Source organism: Mucilaginibacter sp. KACC 22773, from assembly GCF_028736215.1.
Taxonomy (GTDB): Bacteria; Bacteroidota; Bacteroidia; order Sphingobacteriales; family Sphingobacteriaceae; genus Mucilaginibacter.
In genome coordinates this window covers 5,623,341-5,648,571 of record NZ_CP117883.1, presented here as the reverse complement: position 1 = coordinate 5,648,571, position 25,231 = coordinate 5,623,341, and the positions used below count along the sequence as shown (strand labels likewise).

General features: G+C 43.0%; 22 protein-coding genes. 13 read left to right on the top strand and 9 right to left on the bottom strand.

What is annotated here, in order from left to right; genetic code table 11:
• The first annotated feature begins 135 nt into the window (after positions 1–135).
• From PQ469_RS23330 to PQ469_RS23320, 3 genes are all read left to right on the top strand, one after another.
• Positions 136–570 (top strand): hypothetical protein, encoded by a 435-nt coding sequence (locus tag PQ469_RS23330; RefSeq protein ID WP_274209805.1) that lies wholly within the window; start codon positions 136–138, stop codon positions 568–570.
• Positions 567–1,541, top strand: coding sequence for a wax synthase family protein (locus PQ469_RS23325; protein ID WP_274209804.1), 975 nt, complete (start codon positions 567–569; stop codon positions 1,539–1,541). Before PQ469_RS23330 ends, PQ469_RS23325 begins: the two co-directional genes overlap by 4 nt.
• Positions 1,542–1,883: 342 nt before the next feature.
• A complete protein-coding gene (locus PQ469_RS23320) occupies positions 1,884–2,399 on the top strand; it encodes a hypothetical protein (RefSeq protein WP_274209803.1) in 516 nt (171 codons plus the stop codon).
• Positions 2,400–2,719: 320 nt separating this feature from the next.
• On the opposite strand, the gene PQ469_RS23315 is transcribed toward PQ469_RS23320, so the two are convergent.
• From PQ469_RS23315 to PQ469_RS23305, 3 genes are all read right to left on the bottom strand, one after another.
• Positions 2,720–3,496, bottom strand: a complete 777-nt coding sequence (locus PQ469_RS23315; RefSeq protein ID WP_274209802.1) for a GLPGLI family protein — start codon at positions 3,494–3,496, stop codon at positions 2,720–2,722.
• A gap of 5 nt (positions 3,497–3,501) precedes the next feature.
• Positions 3,502–6,300: an outer membrane beta-barrel family protein gene (locus PQ469_RS23310; protein WP_274209801.1), complete on the bottom strand. Its 2,799-nt coding sequence runs from the start codon at positions 6,298–6,300 to the stop codon at positions 3,502–3,504.
• A 357-nt stretch (positions 6,301–6,657) separates the two neighbouring features.
• Positions 6,658–7,962, bottom strand: a complete 1,305-nt coding sequence (locus tag PQ469_RS23305) for an amino acid permease (protein ID WP_274209800.1) — start codon at positions 7,960–7,962, stop codon at positions 6,658–6,660.
• 186 nt (positions 7,963–8,148) lie between these two features.
• Here PQ469_RS23305 and PQ469_RS23300 point away from each other — a divergent pair, with 186 nt between their 5' ends.
• Positions 8,149–9,921, top strand: coding sequence for a PQQ-dependent sugar dehydrogenase (locus PQ469_RS23300; RefSeq protein ID WP_274209799.1), 1,773 nt, complete (start codon positions 8,149–8,151; stop codon positions 9,919–9,921).
• 39 nt (positions 9,922–9,960) lie between these two features.
• Here PQ469_RS23300 and PQ469_RS23295 read toward each other — a convergent pair whose 3' ends face one another.
• On the bottom strand, positions 9,961–10,422 hold the full coding sequence (locus PQ469_RS23295) for an Lrp/AsnC family transcriptional regulator (RefSeq protein ID WP_274209798.1): 462 nt from the start codon (positions 10,420–10,422) through the stop codon (positions 9,961–9,963).
• A 126-nt stretch (positions 10,423–10,548) separates the two neighbouring features.
• Here PQ469_RS23295 and PQ469_RS23290 point away from each other — a divergent pair, with 126 nt between their 5' ends.
• Positions 10,549–11,772 (top strand): aminotransferase class V-fold PLP-dependent enzyme, encoded by a 1,224-nt coding sequence (locus tag PQ469_RS23290; protein ID WP_274209797.1) that lies wholly within the window; start codon positions 10,549–10,551, stop codon positions 11,770–11,772.
• A 13-nt stretch (positions 11,773–11,785) separates the two neighbouring features.
• Here PQ469_RS23290 and PQ469_RS23285 read toward each other — a convergent pair whose 3' ends face one another.
• A complete protein-coding gene (locus PQ469_RS23285) occupies positions 11,786–12,505 on the bottom strand; it encodes a LytR/AlgR family response regulator transcription factor (RefSeq protein ID WP_274209796.1) in 720 nt (239 codons plus the stop codon).
• Positions 12,502–13,551 carry a sensor histidine kinase gene (locus PQ469_RS23280; RefSeq protein ID WP_274209795.1) on the bottom strand — a complete coding sequence of 350 codons (1,050 nt, stop codon included), beginning with the start codon at positions 13,549–13,551 and terminating at the stop codon, positions 12,502–12,504. Before PQ469_RS23280 ends, PQ469_RS23285 begins: the two co-directional genes overlap by 4 nt.
• Positions 13,552–13,737: 186 nt before the next feature.
• Here PQ469_RS23280 and PQ469_RS23275 point away from each other — a divergent pair, with 186 nt between their 5' ends.
• On the top strand, positions 13,738–15,954 hold the full coding sequence (locus PQ469_RS23275; RefSeq protein ID WP_274209794.1) for a carbohydrate binding family 9 domain-containing protein: 2,217 nt from the start codon (positions 13,738–13,740) through the stop codon (positions 15,952–15,954).
• 209 nt (positions 15,955–16,163) lie between these two features.
• On the opposite strand, the gene PQ469_RS23270 is transcribed toward PQ469_RS23275, so the two are convergent.
• The 3 genes from PQ469_RS23270 to metK form a co-directional block, all read right to left on the bottom strand.
• Complete coding sequence (locus tag PQ469_RS23270; protein WP_274209793.1) at positions 16,164–16,613, bottom strand: SRPBCC family protein; 450 nt, start codon at positions 16,611–16,613, stop codon at positions 16,164–16,166.
• Between the two features lie 199 nt (positions 16,614–16,812).
• Positions 16,813–17,850 carry a YncE family protein gene (locus tag PQ469_RS23265; protein WP_274209792.1) on the bottom strand — a complete coding sequence of 346 codons (1,038 nt, stop codon included), beginning with the start codon at positions 17,848–17,850 and terminating at the stop codon, positions 16,813–16,815.
• 166 nt (positions 17,851–18,016) lie between these two features.
• Entirely contained in the window at positions 18,017–19,267 is a 1,251-nt protein-coding gene (gene metK, locus PQ469_RS23260; RefSeq protein ID WP_274209791.1) for a methionine adenosyltransferase, read from the bottom strand.
• A 218-nt stretch (positions 19,268–19,485) separates the two neighbouring features.
• Here metK and PQ469_RS23255 point away from each other — a divergent pair, with 218 nt between their 5' ends.
• From PQ469_RS23255 to PQ469_RS23225, 7 genes are all read left to right on the top strand, one after another.
• Positions 19,486–20,373 carry a diacylglycerol/lipid kinase family protein gene (locus PQ469_RS23255; RefSeq protein ID WP_090651781.1) on the top strand — a complete coding sequence of 296 codons (888 nt, stop codon included), beginning with the start codon at positions 19,486–19,488 and terminating at the stop codon, positions 20,371–20,373.
• Positions 20,374–20,378: 5 nt separating this feature from the next.
• A complete protein-coding gene (locus PQ469_RS23250) occupies positions 20,379–20,714 on the top strand; it encodes a translation initiation factor (RefSeq protein WP_090651782.1) in 336 nt (111 codons plus the stop codon).
• 396 nt (positions 20,715–21,110) lie between these two features.
• Positions 21,111–21,947, top strand: coding sequence for a MotA/TolQ/ExbB proton channel family protein (locus PQ469_RS23245; RefSeq protein ID WP_090651783.1), 837 nt, complete (start codon positions 21,111–21,113; stop codon positions 21,945–21,947).
• 84 nt (positions 21,948–22,031) lie between these two features.
• The gene (locus tag PQ469_RS23240; protein ID WP_090651784.1) at positions 22,032–22,655 is read left to right on the top strand and encodes an ExbD/TolR family protein; all 624 of its coding nucleotides are present in this window, start codon (positions 22,032–22,034) and stop codon (positions 22,653–22,655) included.
• 6 nt (positions 22,656–22,661) lie between these two features.
• Positions 22,662–23,207 carry an ExbD/TolR family protein gene (locus PQ469_RS23235; protein WP_090651785.1) on the top strand — a complete coding sequence of 182 codons (546 nt, stop codon included), beginning with the start codon at positions 22,662–22,664 and terminating at the stop codon, positions 23,205–23,207.
• Between the two features lie 39 nt (positions 23,208–23,246).
• The gene (locus PQ469_RS23230; protein WP_090651786.1) at positions 23,247–24,077 is read left to right on the top strand and encodes an energy transducer TonB; all 831 of its coding nucleotides are present in this window, start codon (positions 23,247–23,249) and stop codon (positions 24,075–24,077) included.
• Positions 24,078–24,301: 224 nt separating this feature from the next.
• Positions 24,302–25,225, top strand: coding sequence for a PstS family phosphate ABC transporter substrate-binding protein (locus PQ469_RS23225; RefSeq protein ID WP_274209789.1), 924 nt, complete (start codon positions 24,302–24,304; stop codon positions 25,223–25,225).
• Positions 25,226–25,231 lie beyond the last annotated feature (6 nt).

The window sequence follows — 25,231 nt, the reverse complement described above, 5'->3', positions numbered from 1 at the left end:
CATAAAAAATGAACTTGCTGAATCGCCTGGCCGGGTTGTTCTTTGATTATTATTTTATTTTCAATATATTTTGAAAATTCAATATTTTACTTAGATTTGTACTATCGAAACTGATAAAAATAAATAGCCTGTAAAATGAAAACCATAGGTTTTAGTATTCAGCAATTGATCTGGTTTGCGGGGCTGGCACAGGTTGGGCTGGCGGTTGGCAGCCTGGCCATTCCCCGGGTTTTAAATTGGCGGCCCGAGCTGTTAAAAGTGCAGCCCCTGATTAAGCAAATGTTTTGGACTTATGCCGCATACATCCTGGTTATTAACCTTTGCTTCGGGCTGCTTTCGGCACTGGCATCTAATGACCTTGTTAACGGAACACGGCTTGCAACATTGCTTACCGGCTTTATCGCCGCCTACTGGATCTCCAGGGTGTTGATCCAGTTTCTTTATTTCGACAGGGCAAATTTCCCTTCAGGTAAATTGCATAAACTGGCCGAGGCGGTATTGGTTGTTCTTTTTGTTTTCCTGAGTATTGTTTATAGCAGGGCCTGTTACTTTAATTATATGCAGTCATGATCACCACGACGGTACTATTACCCTTGTTATATTTCGGCATCACAAACGCTGTTGTTGTACTGTTGGGCTATGTTTTTATAAAATATAAAATGGTGTGGCAAAGCTGGGTTTTGCTGATTGTGAGCATCCTTATCGTTGATCTTATATTTTTACATGCTAACCCCATATTGCGAATGCTGGCCATTATTGCCACAACCTTTACCGCCATGAAGGTTATTGCTGTGGCTCAAAATTATAAAAGCAAAAAACTTACCCTTCGATTTAATCAATGGCTGGTTTTTGCAGGCGGCTGGGCCGGCATGCGTGCCGAACCTTTTGAAAACCTTGGGCATGCACCCTTAACCAATGCCTGGGCAATGATTTGGTTTGGCCTGGGCCGGGTAATAGCCGGCGGGGTATTTATTCTGCTGGGGCGCCAAATTGTATTGCTGCCTTTGGGGCCGAAGCCGGCTTACCTGTTAACCACCGCTTTTTTACTGGTTGGGCTAAGTCTTATTCTTCACTTTGGACTGTTGAGTATTAGCGCAGGTACGTGGCGACTTAAAGGCGTAAATACCTATTACCTGTTCAAACAACCTGCCAGGGCCATGAGCATTACTGAATTTTGGGGTAAACGCTGGAACATGGCCTTTAGCGAAATGACCTCCATAACCATCTTTCGCCCCTTGCGTAATAAAATAGGGCCGGCTGCCGCGTTAATGGTCGCATTCGGTTTCTCGGGACTGCTGCATGAACTGGCCCTTAGTGTACCGGTAAATAGCGGATATGGTTTGCCTATGATATATTTTATTATCCAGGGAGCTATGGTACTGCTGGAAAAAGTGTTGACAAATGGTGGGGCTGCTTTTTTAAAACACCCGTTCACCGCCCGTTTATGGACATTGTTTTGGGTGATAGCACCAATGCCCTTGCTGTTTCACCCGCAGTTTATCAGGCAAATTGTGTGGCCGATGGTGGGGTTACACGTGTAAGCTTAAAATAACGTGTATCGCATGGGCGTTCAATGGAACATTTGTGCAACTCCCTGCCCATGACATATTCTTTAAACTTCTCTTTTGTCATAGCGAGTGACAGAATCCGCAGTCAAGAAACTCCGGAGCTGGAATTGATTTTCAATGGTACACCCCACTCAAAAAATATGTGCACAATGCAGCATCCGAATTGCGACCTACACTGTTAGATAAACATCCGGCATCGTTGAAGGTGGATAAAGCAGGTTTATAATTAATGGAATAAAGTAGTTATCGGGCATTTTATACCTTTAATTACTTGCAAACTTGGGTATATTTGGGGTAAACGCATTTCAACGGTGAATGTACGATCAAAATAAAATAGACGATTTTTTTCTTCGCTCTGAACAAACTATTAAAACTTGTGATCGAGACAGTGCTTTCATACTTATTTCGTCTGAAATAGACAATTGCGAAACCAGGTATCTTAACGAATACATTACAGCTCTGAATTTTATACGTCATGAAAAAGCTTTAGACTGGATTGAAATGAGTGCCCATAGAATAACTGATGTAAATCTCAGTTGGGGGCACCTTGCAGCCAGTTCCTATTTTAACTGGAATAAGGCAGATAAATGGTTGACAAAAGGGAGGCCCTTGAGTTTAATAAGCCTTGATGCATTGGTGTTCTGCACGTCAATTGGAGAACGATTAAATCAATCGCCCTGGATGAGACAAATTCAGCCAAGGCTTGTTGATAATCCAAAGCCAGAAATTGTTGCTGCAAGAGTTCAAGAATATTTGAAAACAGACGCTGTGCCGAGAACAAAGCGGGTTGTTAATCAGATTATTGAAAATATTTTTGATGCCGGATATTAGTCATTAAGTATGCTGATTGTATTAAAAAGTGAGTTCAGCATCCCTGATTCTTCGAAATTGCGGAGTACTCACCCGCCTGTTCGCAGTAGTCGAACTGCACCGCTCTCGGGCGATTGCAGTGTACAGACGCTCGAAAATTTGAATTTTATTTCGCAAACCCTAAGCCTCGTTCAAGCCCCATCTTTCCTGCACAGCAGAAGAGAGGGGGACGAGCGCAGCGATGCCGGGTGAGTCTTTGCCTGCGTTCAAATATTTACCCCTAAAACACAAACACCCCGCTATGCCGGGCATAACAGGGTGTTGCTTAAGTTTATGATAGGTTAAAGGATAAAGGCTTTTAAATAGGCGTTTGCATAAGTGCCCCAATCTTTCATTACATTTTTTAGCGTAGCGGTCAGTTGCTGGTTGTTTACCACTTTTCCTTTTTTGGGTGGCATAAGCGCTTTGTCATCCACCGGCACTTCGTTTACTTTGGTGGCAAACCAGGTTACGTTTTCATGCGGCAGGGCAAGGCCCAATATCATCCCGGGAAGGCCTGTGAAACTTTCTGGTCCGCCAGGTACGGCAATGTCGTCGGCATAAAACGCTACCACATAAATAGAGTCCATAACCAGCGCGTTGGCACGGCGGCAGGTAAAGCCGGCTATTTCGCGGGTTTCACTGGTTATCTTCCAGTTTATTTTGCGCAGGGTGTCTTTTACCAGGAAGTTTTGCTCAAAAACCTTTTTCTGGTTGATGCTTAAGCCCGTGGTTAAATCGTCGGCAATGGTATTTACCTGGTTTACTACGGGGCTTTCGCCAAAGAAACCATTATCGGGCGCATCAGATTCGATAGGCGTAAACAATGTTTTGTTATTGGCAAATGTTAACGTGCTTTTAAGTTTTTTAAACTGTGGCTGTGTTTTTTTATAGGAGTCAAAAGCAGATCGAAGAAAGTCTTCATTGTTTTTATTGATCTGTTTTTCAAAAAAAGCAAACATGTTCACAGTTTTTTCAAACTCGATGGTGCCATTCATGGTAAAGTGCTTGTTTTGAGCAAACACGGCGCTACTGCCAAAGGCAATTATACAGGTGGTAAGTATTATAAGGTTTTTCATAGTGCTTATTTTTTAGGTGCTGCCCCGCCGCCAACATGGTTAAAATCCCAGGTAAGGGATAACATAAAATATCTTTTAATCGCAGTATATCTTTCCTGAGTAAGTATGCCGGCAGATCCTGACCGGTTGTACCCTTTATTTTGGTTAAGCAAGTCGTTGCCGCTTAAAGTTATTTTAATACTTTCGTCCTTCATAAACGCCTTGCTTATGTTGGCATTTAGCGTGGTACGCTTAAAATCTTCAGGAAAAGATTGCGTTTTGGCGTTGTATTGGTAATTACAATCGGAGCCAATACCGAATTTTGCCGGTAAATAAATATTAAACCCGCCGTTGGCATTAAACCCGCTGCCGTTATTGTTTACATTTGGTAAAAGCGATGATGAGTTAAGCGTATAGGCGGGGCCGGCAGATGCCCATACATTATATTTTTTTTGCTTGTATTTTGATAAGTTAAAATTGGCCGAGTAGGTGTACGAGGTAGTTTTATTGAGCTTGTTGTTTGACAGGTTATAATAGGTATTTCCATTAGCATCGGCGCTTAAACCGGCGTTGATATCGCCAATCGGGATTTTGCGGCCGTAGTAAACATTAACGTACATATTAACAGTTTGCTTATCCAGGTTTGAAGATTGAAAAACACTTTTACCGGTTTGCGTATCGGTAACCACATTGCTTACAATAGGGTTCATGGTGCTGCTGTATGAGCCGCCTACGTACAACGATTGATCGCTGATAACCTGGTAAGAGTTGTACCATAACGAAAACCGGTTAGTAAATGATGGCTTCAGGTTAGGATTACCCAATGTAACATTGAGCGGGTCGGTATTTACCCTTACCGGCTGAATCTGGTCGATGTTTGGTTGCGAAGTATTACCGTTGTAACTGATACGGATAGATTGCTGCTGCGAAAACCGGTATTGGTATGTAGCCTGCGGAAACCAGTTTACAAAGTTGCGGGTCCGGGAATTGGCATCGTTAAATAAATCAACCTGTTTAAAATTAACCGTCGCTACTTTTGAGCCAAAGTTGAAAGTGGCCTTTTTACTTTTATAATTAAAATTTAAGCCAAACTGGTTAGAAAGCTGATTAAGCTTATAATTATTGCTCAGCGAATCAATTTGTACGTTATAAACACCCGGGGCCGATTGGTTGTAGGAGCGCCTGTCTGAGGTTCCGTTGTTCACGTTGATGCCGTAATTTACAACAGCCGAAAACTTTTTAGATAGCGGCTCGGTATAGGTTACAGTGGAGCTTAATACATTATTTTTAGTTTGGGTGGTTTTACGCTGATCTATGGCCTGCGTACTGGTTGCATTTTCCAGCGTATCAAAAAACGCCGTGTTTGATTTCAAAAAGCCCTTCGCATCGCTTTCATTGTAAGCTTCGCTGATGTTTACCGATAATGTGCGTCCTACTCTTTTAAATTTTTTGGTGTAAAAAGCGCTTGCATGAAATATTTTGTCGGTAACATCATTGTTTACTGTCCGGTTATTGGTGTTTAGCTTAGTACCGTTTTGGCGTAAGCTTGTCGAGGTGTAAGTATTATCAACCTTGCTGTGTTTATCAGTTCCGTCAACCATCAGCTTTAAATTTGATGACGTATCCAGTTTTACCTGGTACGTTAAATCAAGCTTTTGGCGAAACATATATTTATGAAAGGTTTGATCGGAGTTGCTGTTGATAAAATTGCCCGGCAGTGTATTTTGGGTTAAGATGTTTTTTGTTCCATCCACATCAAGCGAGCCTATTTTATAATTGGCGTTGATTGATTGTTTATCAGCATTCCATTTGGTATCATAATGTGCACCGGCGGTGCGTGCTAATGGGATACCCTCGCCTTCAAACCTGCCATTCCAGCTGTCAAGGTCGCTCTCGTCGCCGCCTCCGTTAAAGAATAAGCCGCCGTCGTCGCTAAACTCCAGGCCGGTGCCGCCGTATTTATTTTCGTCTCTCCAGCCAAGGCCTATTTTACCGGTATTGCCTATAGTACCATAAACCGAAAACTTTTGCTTTCCCTTAAAGCGGTTAAACATCAGTTGTTCCTGGTAATATTTATCGGTACCGCCTTCAGCATCCAGTTTGCCAAAATAGCCGTTCTTTTTATCCTCTTTAAGCTTAATGTTGATGGTTTTATTTTTCACCCCGTCATCAATACCGGTAAATGCGGCCTGGTCGCTTTTTTTATCGTAAAGCTGTACTTTATCTACCATATCTGCACGCAGGTTTTTGGTAACCAGGGTTGGGTCATCGCCAAAAAATTCCTCGCCATCAACCAAAACCTTACTTACGGTTTGGCCCTGGGCGGTAATTTTACCATCCTTATCCACCTGGATGCCTGGAAGCTCCTTCAAAAGGTCTTCTACTTTTGCGTTCGGTTGTACAGTAAATGCATTGGCATTAAATTCGGTAGTATCGCCCTTAATTTTAACCGCCGCTACCTGGGCTTTTATAATAACTTCTTTAAGCAGCTGTGTTTTAAGTATCATGCCTATGCGGCCAAAATCGTGCGTGGTATGTGCCGAATCGAGTGTAAAACGCTCTACAAAATCGGCATAGCCAGAGTAGCTTACCAGCAAAATGAATTTACCTTTTTTTAGATTATTGATGGCAAACTGACCGTCGTTTACCCGGGTAAACTTTTGCAGGATAGAATCTTTGGCATTTAAAACAGCAACAGTAGCGTTGGTTAATTTAGAATTTGAAGCCGTATCGGCAACTCCGCCTTTGATGGAATAAGTATTTTGTGCAAAAACAGAAGCTGTACCAAGCAGGAGTATTATTAGTGCAGTAATTGTGATTTTCATAAGGTTATTTATGGAAACCAAGATATAACTAAGTTTTTAGTAATCAAAACGATTTAACATTTGCACCTGTATATTTAACATTTAAAGCCAAAAATTTAACATTTATGAATTTTTTAAAGTATGCAAGCAATTGATTTTCATCTTAGTAAACAAATATGGGCTTGTAGTGTAATAATATTATTACATTTTATATTAAATACCGAAAGATAAGCGGCGAATAGCAAAGGGATAAATGTATAAAGCATGGTGCTATGCAAGCCAATAGTGTAAAATGGAAAATTATAACTTGGCATTGCTTTTTACCTTGAACTTAAGATTGAAATATTGTTGGTGATTGAACAAGTTAGAAAATATCACCTACTGCTCCTTGTTTTTTTGGTAGGCTACCCAAACGTAAAAAGGTACGCTCATCATCAGCAAAACAAAACCGTAATACACGGCATCTTTGCCCGTGCCTACAATATTCCACAGCGCATAACCAAATGCTACTATAGCCAAAAACACCGCCCCAAGCCAGCCATTTGCCTGCTTGTTTTTTACCTTGATAATAAGATAGGACGCAGCCGATAACAGGTAAGGAATAAGCATCGACAGCAACGAAAGCATCAGTAAAAACCGGAATTGTTCAACAAATCCTTTGGAGTAATTCATACTCATAAAAACAGAAACCAGTGTACTGCTAAGCAGGATTCCCATGTAAGGCACGCCTTTTTTATTTTGCTTGCTAAATATGGCGGGGAACAATTTATCCCTGGCAACGGCAAAGGGCATTTGCCCCTGCATTAGTGTCCAGCCGTTAAGCGCACCAAAAGCGGCAATGGCAACACCGGCGCTTACCCAGTAGCGAATGTTATTGCCATAAATTATAGCAGCGGCATCGGCGTAAGGCGTTTGCGATTTTGCCAGCTCGGCAGCGGGTATAAGGCCCATTACGCTTATACTACCTAAAATATACACCAATGTAGCAATTAGCAGGCCCAGTAATGTTGCACGCGGCACCGTTTTTTGTGGATTTTCTACACTCCCGGCGGGTATAGTGGCGCATTCAATTCCGATAAAAGAAAATAGGGTCATGGCTGCGGTAGTGCTTATTGCACTATAGGTACTTGTACCGCTGCTATTAAACGGGCTAAAGTTTTTGGCCTGTAAAAAAAACAGGCCGCCAAATGCCACAAGCACCAGTGGTAAAATTTTAAGTATAGTTGTAACCAGCTGCCATTTGCCGCTGGTTACAACTCCGCGTGTGTTGATATAAGTAAGCAGCCATATAGCGCACAGGCCGGTGGCTATTGCTGGAAGGCCGCTTGCCAGTGCCGGGAAAAATGTACTTAAGGCGCTCACCAGCGATTTGGTAATGGCTGCGCAGGCGCATGAGGTAGATAAGAAATAACCCCAGGCCACCAGGAAGCCTGCAAAATCGCCCAATCCATAACGTGTAAAGGCATAGGGGCCACCCGTAGCATGTGGCAATAGCTTACTCATGTTACTGAAAACCTTTGCCAGGAAAAACGAGCCCACTGCCGAAAATATCCAACCCAACAAACCAATACTTCCGAAGCTGGCCATAGCGGCGGGTAGTAAAAAAACACCTGCACCTATCATATTGCCCGCCACCAGGGAGGTGCTTGTCCATAAGCCTAATTTTTTTTCTGAGTTGGGCATTGCAGTTAATAAAATTGAGGATGATAAGATAGGGTTTTTATTAAATACTGCCGTAGTAATTTTGTATAGGTGGCCAAAACTTCGTTTTGAATGCATCTTGAATTTTATTTAAACATTTCCCCTTCAAATTCCTTTTACTACCGGCAAATACCTGCTGCCGATCCATAGTCGGCATATAATTCCCGGATGAAGAAAAATATTTTTTTAGGAGCAAGAAAAACGATTACGGTGCTTTTGGCCACGGCAATTGCGGCAATAACACTCGCTTTTGTTTTAAACAAACATTCTGATAAAACGCTGACTGCCGATAAAAACAACGGCGGGTTGTACCTGCCAGGTAATTTCAAAGCGGTCATCGCTATCGACAGCCTGGCCGGCAGGGCACGCCACCTGGCCGTAAATACCAATGGCGATATTTATGTAAAACTCAGGTTTCCCGATTCTATCGGCGGCAATATTGCGGCACGGGATACCGATCATGACGGCAAGGTAGATACGATAAAAAAATTTGGCAACTATGATGATAAAGGGCCTTATGGTACCAGTATGCGGGTGCATAAGGGCTACCTGTATTTCAGTTCGGAGGTAAACGTTTACCGCACCAAATTAAACCCCAATACGCTGGTGCCCGATGGTCCGCTGGAATTAATATTACATGATGCCCACGGCGAGCACGAGCACGACGCCAAGCCCCTGGCTTTTGATGATGCCGGGCATATGTACGTGGCCTTTGGCGCGCCATCCAACGCATGCCAGGAGCAAAACCGGGTTCCCGGTTCGCCGGGGATAAAAGGCTGCCCCTTGTTGCAGGAGTACGGCGGCATATGGCAGTTTGATGAAGCCAAACCCAACCAGCAGCAAAAAGATGGCATCCGCTATGCTACTGGCTTACGCAGCGTGGTAGCCATGGATTGGAACACGGCGGATAATTGCCTGTATGTTGTAGCCCACGGCCGCGACGACCTGCGGTTGTTGTTCCCCAAAAAATTCAGCGCCTGGCAAAGCGCCGTAGCGCCTGCAGAGGAATTTTTAAAAATAAAACAAGGTACAGACGTTGGCTGGCCTTACTACTATTACGACCCCATTAAACATAAAAAACTGTTAAACCCCGAGTATGGCGGCGATGGCATAAAGGCGGGCGACGGCGCAAAATATGCCCAGCCATTGATTGCCTTCCAGGCGCATTGGGCACCCAACGATTTGTTGTTTTATACCGGCAACCAGTTCCCGGCCAGGTATAAGAATGGGGCTTTTGTGGCTTTTCATGGTTCAACCAACCGCTCGCCGTATCCGCAGGCCGGCTTTTTTGTGGCTTTTGTACCGTTTAAAAATGGCGTGCCGACGGGTAAGTGGGAGATATTTGCCGATGGTTTTGCGGGCCGTAACACCGTGGTAAGCGTAAGCGATGCGCTTTGCCGCCCCATGGGTTTATCCACAGGGCCCGATGGCTCATTGTACGTGAGCGATACTGAATTAGGAAGGGTATGGCGCATTTTTTATCAGGGCGATAAAACTAAATTTACCAGCACCATGCTGGCCAAAATGGAACTGCGTAAAAAGCTGCCCAACTTTAAAATACCCGATCAGGCACGCAATAATTTTGCTACCGGGATGCTTAAAGGCGGCGCAAAAATTTACACCACGCATTGTGCCAACTGTCATCAAAAAAATGGCAAGGGAGATGGTAACCTTTTCCCCCCGCTGGCCGGATCGGAGTGGGTAACAGGCGGCAAATACATGGAAAAGGAACTTGCTATAAGGGTTTTATTAAACGGCCTGGAGGGGCCGGTTACCGTTAACGGCAAGCCCTACAATAGCGTAATGCCAAAGCATGATTTTTTGAGCGATGCCGAAATAGCAAGTGTGCTAACCTATATCAGGAGCAATTTTGGCAACAACAGCAGCCTGGTTACCGCATCTGAAGTGAAAAAAATAAGGGCAAGCCTGCCTGGTAAATAGCTCACTTATCCGTAATAGCTATCACCTTGCAGTAGGGGCCTATATATAAACCCCGTAGCTCATTTTTAATCTATCCATTACTACGTGGGTATAAAAGCGCTGCACATCGGGGCAATCCATAAAATATTTTTTGCTGAATTGTTCGTAGTGTTTCATATCCCTGGTGTTAACAATAAGCACCAGGTCATAGGTGCCGGTTACGTAGTAACACTGCGATACTTCGGGGCAATTTTCAATTTCGGCCTTAAACCTTTCGATGGTGCGCGAGCCATCTTCCTGCATACAGATATCTACTATGCAGGTTAGCCCAACACCAGCCGCCGCGGGCGAGATGATAGCTACATCGGCCTCAATAATTTTTTCATCACGGAGTTTGGCCAGTCGCCTTTGTACAGCCGATGCGCTAAGGTTTACCATTTGGGCCAGGGCCTGGGCGGTAAGGCGGTTGTCTTTTTGTAATAAACGCAGAAGCTTTTTATCGTAGTCGTCAAGCATGTACATAATTTACCCGTTTTAAGGGCTAAATTAAATAAAACATGCGCAATGCCGGCCAATAAGCGATTTTTATGCAAGGGCTTGTTGGTAGTTTTGAATTATCATCCACAGTAAACAAACAGGTAAATATTTATGAAACTATTAGCCAACAGCATATTCACCAAGGCCGAAATTGAGCAGTTCAGAAACGATACCTCCGGCTGTACCTATGTTAACCATTTAAACAACGCCGGGGCGGCATTGATGCCCAATGTAGTTACCGATGCCATTACCGGCCATATTAAGCTGGAAGCAGAGATAGGCGGATATGAGGCCGCTGCCGCAAAGGCCGGTGCCATTGCCGAATTTTATGTGCTGGCCGCCCAGCTTATCAACAGTAAACCCGGTAATATCGCTTTTACGGCAAGTGCTACCGACTCGTACATCAGGGCTTTATCTGCCATTCCATTTGTAGCGGGAGATATTATTTTAACCGATTGCGACGACTACATCTCAAACCAACTCCATTTTCTATCGCTCAAAAAAAGGTTTGGAGTTGATATTGTCCACATAAAAAATGTCGCCACAGGCGGTGTCGACCTTGACGACCTGGAAGCTAAATTATATGAGCTTAAGCCCCGTTTGCTGGCTATAACCCATATCCCTACCAATTCGGGCATGGTACAGCCAGTTAACCAGATTGCAGCTATCTACGCCAAATATAGCCAGGAAAGCGGTGATAAAACATGGTATATTTTAGATGCCTGCCAATCGGCAGGGCAAATGAAGCTGGATGTACAGCAGCTGCAATGCGATTTTTTATCGGCAACTAACCGTAAGTTTTTAAGGGGGCCGCGTGGTTCGGGCTTTTTGTATATCTCCGATAAAGTTTTGCAGGCCAAACTTGAACCTTTGTTTATTGATATGCGCGGCGCGCGGTGGACAGAAAAAGACCAATACGTGCAACAGCCCGATGCCAAACGTTTTGAAGACTGGGAGTTTGCCTATGCTACGGTAGTTGGCAGCGCCGAAGCTATCAGGTACTGCCTGGCCATTGGCGAAGACCGGATCTGGCAGCAGGTTAAACAGCTATCTGCCTATTTGCGCAGCCGTTTAGCATCAATACCAAATGTCAGGGTGTTGGATCAGGGGCCCGAATTGAGTTCGTCTGTTACCTTTACGGTTGCAAACTCATCGGCTGAGTACCTTGTGAAACAGTCTTTACAGCACAATATCAATGTGGTATCATCCTATCGTGAATTTGCAGTTATCGATTTTGACCAAAAACAGGTAGAGTGGGCTATCAGGGTATCGCCGCATTATTATAATACCGTTGATGAACTTGACGCGTTGGTTGATTGCCTGGCCGGTTTTTAATTTAGGGAGGCGTTTAACCCTCCAGTTTGCCCAACACCTCTTTGGCATATGAACTACCGATTGGAATACTTTGGCGGCCAATTTCAATATGGCTGCCGGTGTAGGCATTAATATGGTTGATGGAAATTATGTAAGAACGATGCACGCGGATGAAATAATTGGCAGAAAGTTTTTCTTCCAGGTAGCTAAGGGTTTGGTAGGTGATAACGGGTTTATCTGTAGTATGTATTTTTACATAATCTTTCAGGCCTTCAATGTACAGGATATCTTTGAGCAGCAACCGCACCATTTTTTTATCAGCCTTTACATAAATAAAAGCATGCTGATCGGGCTTTGATGACTGAAGGGGTGCGGGTAGGCTTATAACTTCGGGCGCTTTGGCGTTGATGAATTTATCAACAGCTTTTAAAAAGCGCTCAAATGATACGGGTTTCAGCAGGTAATCAATCACATTAAGTTCGTAACCTTCCAGCGCAAACTCGCGGTAAGCTGTTGTCATGATAACCGGCGGCGGATTTTTTAGGGTACGCAATAACTCTATCCCGGTTAATTGAGGCATCTGGATATCTAAAAACACCAGGTCCACGTTGTTTGCTTTAAGTGCGTTGTAAACCTCCATGCCGTTGGCACAAATAGCAACCGGGTTTAAGTTTTGGAGCTTGCTTACATGGTTTTGCATAATTTCGCGGGCAAGCTCCTCGTCGTCGGCTATGATGCAGTTTATAGGTTTCATAGGTCAAGTTTCAGGTCGGCCTCAAAAATGCCATTGTTTTGGTTCAGTACAAGTTCATAATGGTCCGGGTAAGTTAGTTCCAGCCGCCGTTTAACATTTTTAAGCCCAAGGCCATAATTAGCTGGCTTGGGTAATGGTTGATAACTGTTTTCTACCTTTAAAAACAACCGGTTCCCGGTAACTTTAATGTTAATGGTTATCCACCCGTCGCTTTCGGCAAGGCTGTGTTTAAATGCATTTTCAACAAAAGGAAGTAACAAAAGCGGGGCTATCATTTTGCCGGTAATATCGCCGGAGTATTGGAACGATAATTCAAGCCTGTCGGCAAAGCGCATTTGCTCAATGCCAATATAGCTTTCTAGGTGTTTAATCTCGTCCTGTAGCAATACCCTGTTTTCGCTTGCTTCATACAACATATAATGCATCAAATCCGACAGGCGAAGCACCACTTTTGATGCCTGTTCGCTGCCCTTTAGTGTAAGCGCATACAAGGTGTTTAAGGTATTAAAAAAGAAATGCGGGTTTATTTGAGCTTTTAGCAGCCCCATTTCGGCATTAAATTTTTCCTTCTCCATTTCTCGCATGTTTTTTTCATGTTTAAAAGCATTGCGCATTAGCTTAATAAGCATGGTTATTGCGGTTATGGGGATAATATTAGCCGCGTTTTTAAATATCCGCACCGGGATCCAGAAGATTATTTTTTCCATCCGGTACATCCCCGGATCATGCATCTTATCCCAGGGTACCCATATCGCATAAGCAAAAAAGCGCTGTAAAAGGCCGCCCAGCAGTAATAATAATAACAAGCCTGCTACATAGCCGAAGTACTTTTGAGGATAGTAGAACAACGGCATCAGCATATACAAGTTTAAGTAGGAGATGAGCATACCAATAGGTACCTCTGTTGATAGCTCAGGATCGAGTTTAAATGCAAATACATCCTTATCCTGCCAGCCGTTGTTTATACATTGGTACAGGATATACGCCAGCCAGAACAGCAGGTGCAGTGTTATAGCCCGGTATGGTATCTGCCTGTTTTTTTGCATGTTGTAAAATTGAACATTCTAAGCTATTTGTACCTGTTTTTTCGACAAATACCCTTTTTTACGCCGTTAATTATACGTTTGCCACCTTTAACGGGTTTAAGCCAGGGAAAGGCACATCGGCGGCTCGTAAGCGGTAGTACATCTAAAAGTACAAAATAGAAGCTTTTAGCTCCATTTATTTGGGGTATGAAAATTTTTAAGGCTGCAAAACTTAGTAGGAGTTTATGTTTATTGGTGGTATTTATGGTAACCGGGCTACAACAGTTATACGCACAGGAAGCGTTTGCCCCGCTGCCGGTAGCAAGCCGCCCGCATTTGCAGGCCACACGTGTTACCGGGCCAATAAATATAGATGGTATCCCCGATGAGGCCGCATGGAATAACGCGCCGGTAGCTGCTCATTTTACCACGGCCTACCCACGGCAGGGAGATAAGGCTACCTACGATACCGAAGTAAGGTTGTTATATGACGACAAAAATATCTACATCAGCGCCCGCTGCGATTTTCCGCCGGGGAAGAAAAGCCTCCAGGTACAGGATTTGCGCCGCGATTTCAGTTACAGCAATAACGAGCTTTTTGAGATCCTGATTGATCCTTTTAAAGATCCGCGCATGCCGGTAATGACATTTTGTGTAACGCCCTACGGCACCCAAATGGATATTATGCACTATGCCGATTTTAGTTACGACTATAAATGGGACGCGGTATGGCAGGCCGCCAGCAAAATACAGGAACATTCATGGACAACCGAAGTGGCTATTCCGTTTACCTCATTGCGGTATCCAAAAAACTCAACAGAGTGGAGCATTAATTTTGCCCGTAACATCCGGTTTATTGGCGAAACCAATGGCTGGTCGCCCTGGCCGCAGGCTTTTAGCGAAACCCAGCTGGCTTACGGCGGTATCCTTACCAACATGGTACCCCCTGACGCCAACTTCAATTTACGGGTTGAGCCTTATGCTTTGGTAAATGTCAGTCGTGCGGATAATAACAAGCCGCGTTACAAACCCGAGTTTGGCGGCGAAATTAAGTATGCCATTAACTCCAACACCCTGCTTGAGGGTACCATCAATACCGATTTTGCCCAGGCCGATGTGGATAAGCAGGTAGTTAACCTGAGCAGGTCGAGCGTTTTCTTTCCCGAAAAACGGCAGTTCTTTTTAGAAAATTCAAGCCTGTTTTCTGTAGGTCAAAACAGTATTATTCAGCCGTTTTTTAGCAGGAGGATAGGGTTAAGCGATAATGGATCGCCTTTAACCATCAATGGCGGCTTAAGGTTTATCCATCAGGATAATAAACAATCGGCCGGAATACTGGTCATGAAACAAAATGGAGATACTACAGAAAACGGGGCTTTGTTTGGCGTTTTTAGGTACAAAAGAAGTGTTAGCCAGCGCTTGCAACTGGGCGCCATGGAGGTATTGAGGCAAAATTTTGCCGGCCTAAATCAGTCTGCTTCTGTTAACCCTGTCGAGGTGGTGGATGCTTTTTGGCAGGTAAGCCAGCCGTTATTTATAAGGGGCATGGCATCTTACTCGGGCAACTCGCTAAGCGGGCAAAAGGGGCCGGCCGCCTTTGCCGAATTTAACTACTCGGCTACTCATTTTTTTATCGATTGGTTTCAAACGGCTGTATCTAAAGGCTACCAGGCACAAACCGGCTTTACCGCCAGGGACAATTTTATCAATACACAACCCACGCTGTATATTTTTATGCATAAAAAATGGTTCCCCAAAAATGTACAATTTTTCAGCCCGCAGTTTACTGCCGATATTTACCATGAGGCATCAAGCGGCAAATTCCAGGAGGCCAGTGTGGTGGTGATGCCGCTGCAATTGTTTTTTACCAATCAATCGCACCTTGATTTTAGTATCACCAGTTCCTGGGAGAACCTGACAGATAATTTTCAACCGGTGCGGAATGTTGACATAGCTGCGGCCAATTATCACTTTAACCGGTACGAGTTTTATGGCATTACCAATGCCGCAGCCCCCTTTAGTGCCGAAACCCGGCTGAGTACAGGCGGCTACTATAATGGCAGGCTTAATAGTTATTATTTATCGTTACGTGCTGCTCCCGTACCCCAGCTATCGCTGGTAATGAGCTATACCCGCAACGATTTTAAAAATGTGGGTATAAACCAGGTATCAACCACTACCCACCTGCTGGCACCCGAATTGCGGGTAGCTGCAAATCCCAAAATGTTGCTCTCGGCCTTCTACCAATACAATACCGATGCCCGTAACGGATCGTTAAATGCCCGCTTCTCCTGGGAGTACAGGCCGCTATCGTTCATTTACCTGGTGATAAACAGCGTTAATAATTACTATAAAACTCCATTCGGAATTCCGCAGCGACAGCAGGGAGGTATCATGAAGCTTACTTATATCAGGCAGATATGATCCAGGGTTTAACTTCCTGCTCGTTTTTGCTCGTCTGCCGATCCGGAATCAATTAACGACGTGGAAATAGGTAAAATAGAACTCCCCATTGGCGATACTTATAAGGCTTTGGTGCAACAGTTAAAGCGGTAACGTCTCAAAGCGTTTAAATTGCTTCTCAGGGAATCAAAAAATACAGGCCGCCTTATCTATTCCCCGCCGCGCCAATATCATTCTCCTTCAGCTATCGTTTTTACAGTATCCAGTGCTTTTGGCCATACGTTCTTAAAAAAAGCGGTCATATCTTTGGGGAAATTGCCGCCGCTAAGTTGAACTGTAAGCAAGGTTTTGCCATTGGTGTTTTTGAGAGTATATTCTTCTAACGAGCCACTGCACATCTTGGCACCGCTACTATCGTAATTCTCGATTCCCTTAATTATTTCGCCAATGCCTTTAATCGCCATAAATTCATTTGGAATAGCCCTATCAATGACTCCTATCATTCCCGATTTCTTATGGTCTAAAAATAAAGCCTTGCTGCCCTCTTTCCAGTCGGTAACGGCGTGCGAGCCTTCGCAAAAAACTGCGGTCCACGTTGGGTAATTGGCATCGGTAAAAAGTACGTCCCAAACTTTTTGGGGTGATGCATTGATCTCGACATTGAACGTGATGTTTTCCATTATTGTATGTTTTGATAACACAAAAATGGTTAACGCCCGGCTGATTAAAAAGGGCAAAAAGCGACAAACTACGGTGGTAATACAGACAGTAGCAAGCTTTAAGCCGCAAACGCCGGATGCGGCACATAATTAATGAGTGCTCCGTCCTGTGTTTGATCTTATCCTTTATCTAAAATTCTTTGCTCCTTGTTTCTAAAAATCAATTTTTGCCAACCTCAATAATATGAAATGACCCAGGCACCTGTTTTGGGCGGGGTTTAGGATTTTCGGCCGTTACCACACCAGGTTCGGTTTTAGCTGCGGGCAGGTATAGTTTATGAGTAAGCAAGTCGATGCCGATAGTACGGGCGCTGGGTTCGGTCGGGATGTTTTCGACAAATTCAAATTTATCGGCGCTAAGCTCTTTTACCACGCTGATGGTTCCTTCGCCGTTTGAGGCATAGGCTAATTTTAGTTTAGGATCAAACACCAGCCCGTCGCAACCGCCTATCGGGAATTTGGCTAAGTTTTTACCATTGGCGGCGTCCATTACCACCATGGTGCTGTTACCACCGCAGCCAATAAACAGGCGATTGGTAGCACGATCGATATCTAAACCCGACGGTTCATCGCCGCCTTCAATTTTATAACGGGCTTCTACTTTTAAGGTAGTGGCGTTAATAACAACCACCTCGTTAGTAGTTTCGGCATTTACAAATACTTTTCCTTTGCCGTCAGAAACGCCCGTTTCTGGCTTCGCGTCCAGCGGGATGGTAGCAATCACCTTATCGGTAGCCACATCAATCACCGAGGCATCTTTACTTCGGCCATTAAAAGTATATACCTTTTTTGCAAAAGGCTCATAAAATATAGCATCGGGATTGGTGCCAACGGCAATTTCGCCCAAAACTTTAAAGGTGGTTAAATCAAAAACAATCACTTTATTAACACGGCCGGCGCTGATGTAGCCTTTATTTAAAGCATGTACCAAAGCTATTCCATGTACGCTGGGTGTATTGGGGATATAACTTACAGAATCGCCGCTGGTTGATAATATATTTACCTGGTTGCCGTGCGACGTATAGATGAGTTTATTGGCCCCGTCAACCGTAATATAATCCCAACCCCCCGTGCTTTTTATCGGGAAGCTTTTTAACATATGTAAGCCTGTTTTTTGCTGGGCCTGGGCATAAATTGGTTTAGCTAATATAAAAATAGCCATAAAGGCCAATCCAAGTATGAGTTTAGCGCTTTTCATGATTAATTGATTTGATGCAATCTACCGGATTGATTCTGTAGAAATGTTGGATACCGGAAAAGAAAATGTACCCGGAGGTTTTGGCTACACTTATCCCCGGGCTTAAAAACAAAAGAGCGACCTGTTTACACCAGTCGCTCTTTTACTTTAAATTTTATTTAAAAGATTACAGGCCAAAAGCGGCTTTCACTTTGTCAACGTAATCCAGCTTTTCCCAGGTAAAAAGCTCTACTTCGCGCAGTAGCTGGCTACCATCATGGGCAATAAAAGTTTTTGTTACCGTTTCGTTGGGTTTACCAAAGTGGCCATAAGCTGCAGTTTCGCTATAAATAGGGTTGCGCAGTTTAAAGCGGGTTTCAATGGCATATGGGGTCATATTAAATACCTCTTCTACCTTTTTAGCAATTTCGCCATCGTGTAAAGCAACTTTTGCAGTGCCGTAAGTGTTTACGTAAATACCCATTGGCTGGGCAACGCCAATGGCGTATGATACCTGTACCAAAACCTCGCTGCAAACGCCGGCAGCTACCAGGTTTTTGGCTATATGGCGGGTTGCATACGCAGCAGAGCGATCGACCTTTGATGGATCTTTGCCAGAAAAAGCCCCGCCACCGTGTGCGCCTTTGCCACCATAGGTATCCACAATAATTTTACGGCCGGTTAAGCCGGTATCACCATGTGGGCCGCCTATAACAAATTTACCGGTCGGGTTAATATGGTATTTAATCTGATCGTTAAAAAAGTGAGCGTATTTTGGATACTTTGCTTTAACACGAGGGATAAGGATGCTGATAATATCCAAACTGATTTTGGCCAGCATAGCCGCCTCCTCGTCAAAATCATCATGTTGGGTTGATATTACAATGGCATCAATACGCTGTGGCTGGTTGTCATCACTATACTCCAGCGTAACCTGCGATTTTGCATCCGGACGAAGGTATTTGATCTCATTGTTTTCCCGGCGGATGGCAGCAAGCTCTATTAATAAAGCATGGGCAATATCCAATGCCAGTGGCATATAGTTCTCAGTTTCGTTGGTGGCATAGCCAAACATCATACCCTGGTCGCCGGCGCCTTGTTCTTCGGGCGCTTTGCGTTCAACACCCTGGTTAATATCCGGCGATTGCTCGTGAATTGCCGATAGTACACCGCATGAACTGCCATCAAACATGTATTCGCCTTTGGTGTAACCAATTTTATTAATTACCTCGCGGGCTATTTTCTGTACATCTAAATAGGCTTTTGATTTAACTTCGCCGGCTAAAATTACCTGCCCGGTAGTTACCAGTGTTTCGCAGGCTACTTTTGAGTTAGGGTCGAATGCTAAAAAATGATCAATCAACGCGTCTGAGATCTGATCAGCAACTTTATCCGGATGTCCTTCTGATACGGATTCAGAGGTAAATAAATATGGCATATAAACTTTTTATACAATTAATGTGAAACAGCCGAGCGGGGGATTTATGAGGGATCGTAGTAAAAAGAAGCATGGGTATTAGCACTTTTTTACGTGGTTGCAATCCTTTCCTTTCGATAAAGGGTGTTAAATCAGTCCACTTTCGGGTGGCAAAAATAAAACAAATTTTACAAAGCCGAAAATACATTTACTTTTGATACTTTAAATAATACAGATAATTGAAACGTAAAGCGTTGTTTATAATAAACCCCATAGCAGGGGGCAAAAAGAAGGATCGTGTGCCGGAGCTGATTGATCAACATCTTGACAAAAATGTATTTGATTACCATATAATATTTACCGATGGTGTTTCGCATGCACAACAAATAGCTGCGGAAGCTGCGGGTAAAGTTGATATTGTAGCTGCTGTGGGCGGGGATGGTACCGTTAACGAAATTTCGTCGGCCATAGTAGGCAGCACTACAGCGTTGGGTATTGTGCCATTTGGTTCGGGTAATGGCCTTGCGCGCTTTTTGGGCATCCCTATGGATACCGCGGCATCTATAAAAACGTTGGGTGGTTATAGGGTTGAAACCATCGATTCGGGTTTGATGAACGGCCAGCCTTTTTTTAATATGGCAGGCATGGGGTTTGATGCCCATATAGCCGAAGTATTTTCGCATGGCAAAAAGCGGGGTTTTTTAACCTACATCAAATCAACCATGCAGGAGATCATGAGTTACCGGCCTGAAAAGTATTGGATTGAAATTGATGGCAAAAAACATGAACGCGACGCTTTTATAATAAGTATAGCCAATTCATCGCAATGGGGCAATGATGTGCATATCGCTCCCGGGGCGTCGGTACAGGATGGTTTGCTGGATGTTTGCATTATCAGCAAATTTCCGGCTTGGCGCCTGCCCGAGATTGGCGCGCGATTAATGCTGAAAACAATTGAGGCGTCGACATATATTGAGATTATAAAGGGGAGGGACATTCATATTAAAAGAGTAGGCCCGGGCGCGATACATCTGGATGGCGAGCCACAGGTAATGCAGGCAGATTTACATATTAATATAGAACCAAAGTCATTAAAAGTTATTGTAGGGGCAGGCTATAAAGATTAATAATCATGGCAAAAAAGAATTTTACAGGGGTGGTTTATTCAACCGATCCCGATTTTGAATACCAGGAGAATGGCGGGCCCAATGCGCAAACGCTGCCTCCGCAACAACAAAACCTCAAAATATACCTTGACCGTAAAGGCGGCAGCAAACTGGTATCCAGGGTAAGCGGCTTTATTGGTACAGATGCCGATTTGGAGGCCATTGGCAAAAAATTAAAAACAAAATGCGGGGTAGGCGGTTCGGTAAAAGATGGCGAAGTACTGATACAAGGCGATTTCAGGGATAAAATACTGATACTCTTACAAACCGACGGATACAAAGTAAAAAAAGCAGGCGGATAGTTTATAAGTGCTTCATAGCCTATGCATTAAGCAGTATCATAGCGTATTTTATACACTAAAACATCATTATAAACCGGTGATTGCACCATAACAAATAAAGCACATAACATGTGTGTAACGAAATAGTAGCATAAATTTTATCACTATTGCTTGATAATATTAAAAAAAATGGTTTTCATTGCAAATAATTGTAGTGGCAACACACAATAATTTATCGGTATTACGTTATTTATATCCAATTGCACACAAAATGTAATTTGGTATTAAAAAATTGTAAAGAATAATATAAATGGTTTTTTTATTTCAATAAAATTCTATTTTTGTTATTCGCATTTAAGTAGCACATTTAACTAACTTATAACATAAACAAAAACTAAAACTAAAAATTTAAAAGTAATGGCAAACGCACCAACAAAACCAACTACTCCTGTTAAAAAAGAAAGCTCAAGTGCATCAAGCATATTTGCTTCTTTAACTATTCCAATTTGCCTGGTAGTAGCAATTTGTATTTTCGTATTTATACTTGGTGATCCAAGCAACTTTAAAGGTGGTGATGTAGCTAATGGTTACCCTGCAAACATTTATGGAACAGTTCACAAAGGCGGTGTTATCGTACCTTTGATCATGTCGTTCTTATTAATGGTTATTGTTTTCTCTATCGAGCGCTTTGTGGTAATTGGTAAAGCATCAGGTACTGGTAGTGTAGATTCTTTTGTTAGAAAGATCCAGGCTGCCCTTAACGCTGGTAACATTGCAGCAGCATCAGCTGAGTGCGATAAACAAAAAGGTTCAGTAGCAAACGTTATCAAATCGGCATTGAAAAAATATGGCGAAATGGAAGCAGAACCAAACCTTGATGTTGACCAAAAAACTTTAGCCATCCAAAAAGACATCGAAGAAGCAACAGCTTTAGAAATGCCTATGTTGGAGCAAAACTTAACTATCATCGCAACATTAGTATCTATCGGTACATTAACAGGTTTGTTAGGTACGGTTGTGGGTATGATTGGTGCGTTCTCGGCGTTAGCAACTTCAGGTGTGCCTAACCAGGTTGAACTATCTGCTCACATTTCTGAAGCTTTGATCAACACTGCATTTGGTATCAGTACTTCAGCTATCTCAATTATCATGTACAACGTATTTACGTCAAAAATTGATAAACTGACTTACGCTATCGACGAAACTGGTTTCAGCATCGTGCAAACATTTGCTTCGTCACATAAAAACAAATAAAAATATAGTAGTGCATCTGCTGCGTAATTAACGCCGGCAGCGTTAAAACACATTATACACTATATATTTTTAAAAAATTTTAATATGGCAAGGATAAAAGTTCCAAGAAAGAGTACAGCAATCGACATGACCGCCATGTGCGACGTGGCGTTCCTGTTGCTAACTTTCTTTATATTAACTGCAAAACCAAAAACGGAAGACCCGGTTCCAATCGATATTCCGAAATCTTCCATCCAGCAGCCTGTGCCTGAGTCGGATTTTGGGACAGTATCTGTAGGGTCTCAGAAAGCATTCTTCGGCGTTGAAGGGACTGACATTCGCAAGGCGCTTTTAACTCAAATGGGTGATATTTATCACATTACTTTCACCCCTGAGGAGCAAAACAGGTTTTCTACAATCACCTCTGTAGGCGTGCCTATGAGCCAGTTAAAGCAGTTTATTGCTTTATCTGCAGATCAGCAAAAGAAGTTTGTTGCACCAGGTATCCCAAGAGATTCTGTGAGTAACGAATTATTTAACTGGATTCGTGAAGCCCGTAAAGCAACTGTTGCATTGCATAATACGCAAATGCGTATCGCAATTAAAGGTGATAGCAAAGAAGAATACCCGGTTATTAAGGATGTTGTAGGTATTTTGCAAAAGCAAAAAGTTAACAAGTTTAGTTTAATAACAGATCTTGGTGGCGGTGGTACTGCCCCAAAAAAATAAAGAATCATGGCAGAATTAGACACCTCCGGGGGAGGGAAACATAAAGGCGGGAAGGTTAGAAGTAAAAAGCAATCAACCCGTGTAGATTTAACCGCGATGGTTGACCTTGCATTCTTGCTGATCACCTTCTTTATCATGACTACTACATTGGCCAAATCAAAAGCGATGGACCTTGCAATGCCTGATAAAGATGAAAAGACCAAAGATCAGTTGCCAATTGCCGCTTCACGTTCATTGACCCTTTTATTAGGTAGCGATGACAAACTGGAGTGGTACCTGGGCGAACCTGGTAAATCGGCTCCTGAAGTTACCAATTACCGGCCCGATGGCTTGCGTAAGTTGTTAATTGAAAAAGGCAAAGATGTACAGGCAAAAACGGGTAAGGTTATGTTTGTTGTAATAAAACCAAGTGATAAATCAAAATACAAAAACATGGTAAGTGTTTTGGATGAGATGGCTATCACTAACATAACAATGTATGGTATTGTTGATATCACAGCACCCGAAGTAGAGTTGCTGAAAAGAGAGAACATTTACAACGATAACAAATAATAATAAATAACGTTAATTACTATTAAAGCCTGACAAAAAATGTTTGGATCAAAATTAGACATATTAGATCAGAAATGGATCGACGTTGTTTTTAATCTTAGGAATAAGTCTTACGGGGCTTATGAACTTAGAAAGGATAACTCAAAAAATACATCAAGGGCGCTTATTTACGCCATTGTGTTTTTCGTGCTTGTTGTTTCTGCACCTACTATTATAGCGAAGATCAGGGGACTTATCCCGAAAGCTGATGACAAAGTGAAGATAACAGACGTAGTGCTGTTACCGCCACCACCGGTGGATCAAACCAAAAAACCACCTCCGCCGCCGCCAGAACCACCGAAACCAAAAGTTGACCAGGTGCGTTTCCCTCCTCCGATTGTAAAACCGGATAATGAGGTTAAGGAAAAAGATCCGCCAACTGTGAAGGAACTTCAGGTAGCTGACCCTGGTCAGAAAGATCAGAAAGGCGATCCTAACCAGGAGATCAGGATTGATGAGCCTGTAGGTAACTCGGATATTAAACAGGTTGTTGAGGAAGACCCTAATAAGATCTTCGCATCTGTTGAAAATTTACCGGAGTTTCCAGGTGGCCAGGATAAATTTATTGCTTACTTGAGTAAAACTATCCGTTATCCTGCTGTCGATCGTGAAAACGGTACACAAGGACGTGTAATTCTTACCTTCGTTGTGGAACGTGACGGCTCGTTAACTGATATCAAAGTTTCAAGAAGCCTTAGTCCTGGTACCGATGCGGAAGCTGTTCGCGCGTTGAAATCATCGCCGAAATGGAAGCCGGGTATTCAGAATGGCAGGCCAGTGCGTGTACAATATAGCGTACCGGTAAGCTTTGCATTAGCTGCCGATAATTAGGATAATGTCAATTAATTTCAATAAAGAGCAAAAATCGCCCAAAAGGCGGTTTTTGCTTATTTTAGGAACAGCCGCATTTATTTGTTTTATAGTTTTAGGCTTGATGATTATGTTTTGGGATGCACTCCCACTACAATTACAGCCATATCAGCGAAAACTTTTTGGAGCCTTTATAATAGGCTACGCTATTTTGCGTTTCTCAAGGGTATTCAAAAAAGATAAGTATGATGAATAAGTACACTAAAAAATGCGCTTTTTTTATGTTTCTTGCAGCAGCGTTGCTGCAGGCGTGTGAGCCTAATCGTTCTACTCACTCAGGAAGCGACACTTTTGATTCGGGAAAAGCACAATTTGCCGCGGACGAATCATTTGCCCCAATTATTGAGCAGGAAGAATATGTATTTAAAAGTAGGCACGCTGATGCTAACCCTACTTTTTTGTATAGATCAGAAAACCAGGCCATTAATATGTTGCTTAATGATAGCGTGCGGATGGCTGTATTGGCCCGTAATTTGGATACCGTTGAACGCAATGTGCTGATAAAGCGTGGTTTGAGTGTTGAGGTACAACGATTTGCAATTGACGCCGTGGCGTTAATTGTAAACCATGCTTCTAATGATACTACTATTACAGTAAGCATCTTGAAAAAAATGCTCAACGGACAAGGTGATCCGAATAAAACAATTGTTTTTGATAACCCTAACTCAAGTTTGGTAAGGTATTTGAAGGAGTTTTCGGGTAACAAGGAATTTAAGCAGAAAAACATTTACGCGCTTAAATCAAATAAAGAAGTTATAAAGTACGTTAGCGAACACCCGGACGCCCTTGGCATTACAGGTTTTAGCTGGCTGAACGATCCGGGAAAGGATATTGCCGCTTATGTGGACAATGTTAAAATAGTTAGTGTTAAGGATGAGGCCAGTAAGGAGTATTCCGGTCAATACTTTAAACCTTCACAGGAATCGCTTGTCTTAAAACAGTATCCTTTAAGCCGGGGATTGTACCTGGTTAATAGTTCGAGTAAGATTGGTTTAGCAATTGGTTTTGCAACCTTTTTAGGTAGCGATGTAGGGCAACGGATCATATTGAGATCTGGTTTGCTCCCCGATTCAATACCGCCACGGGAGATAATTTTAAAAAGTAAATAATTAAAA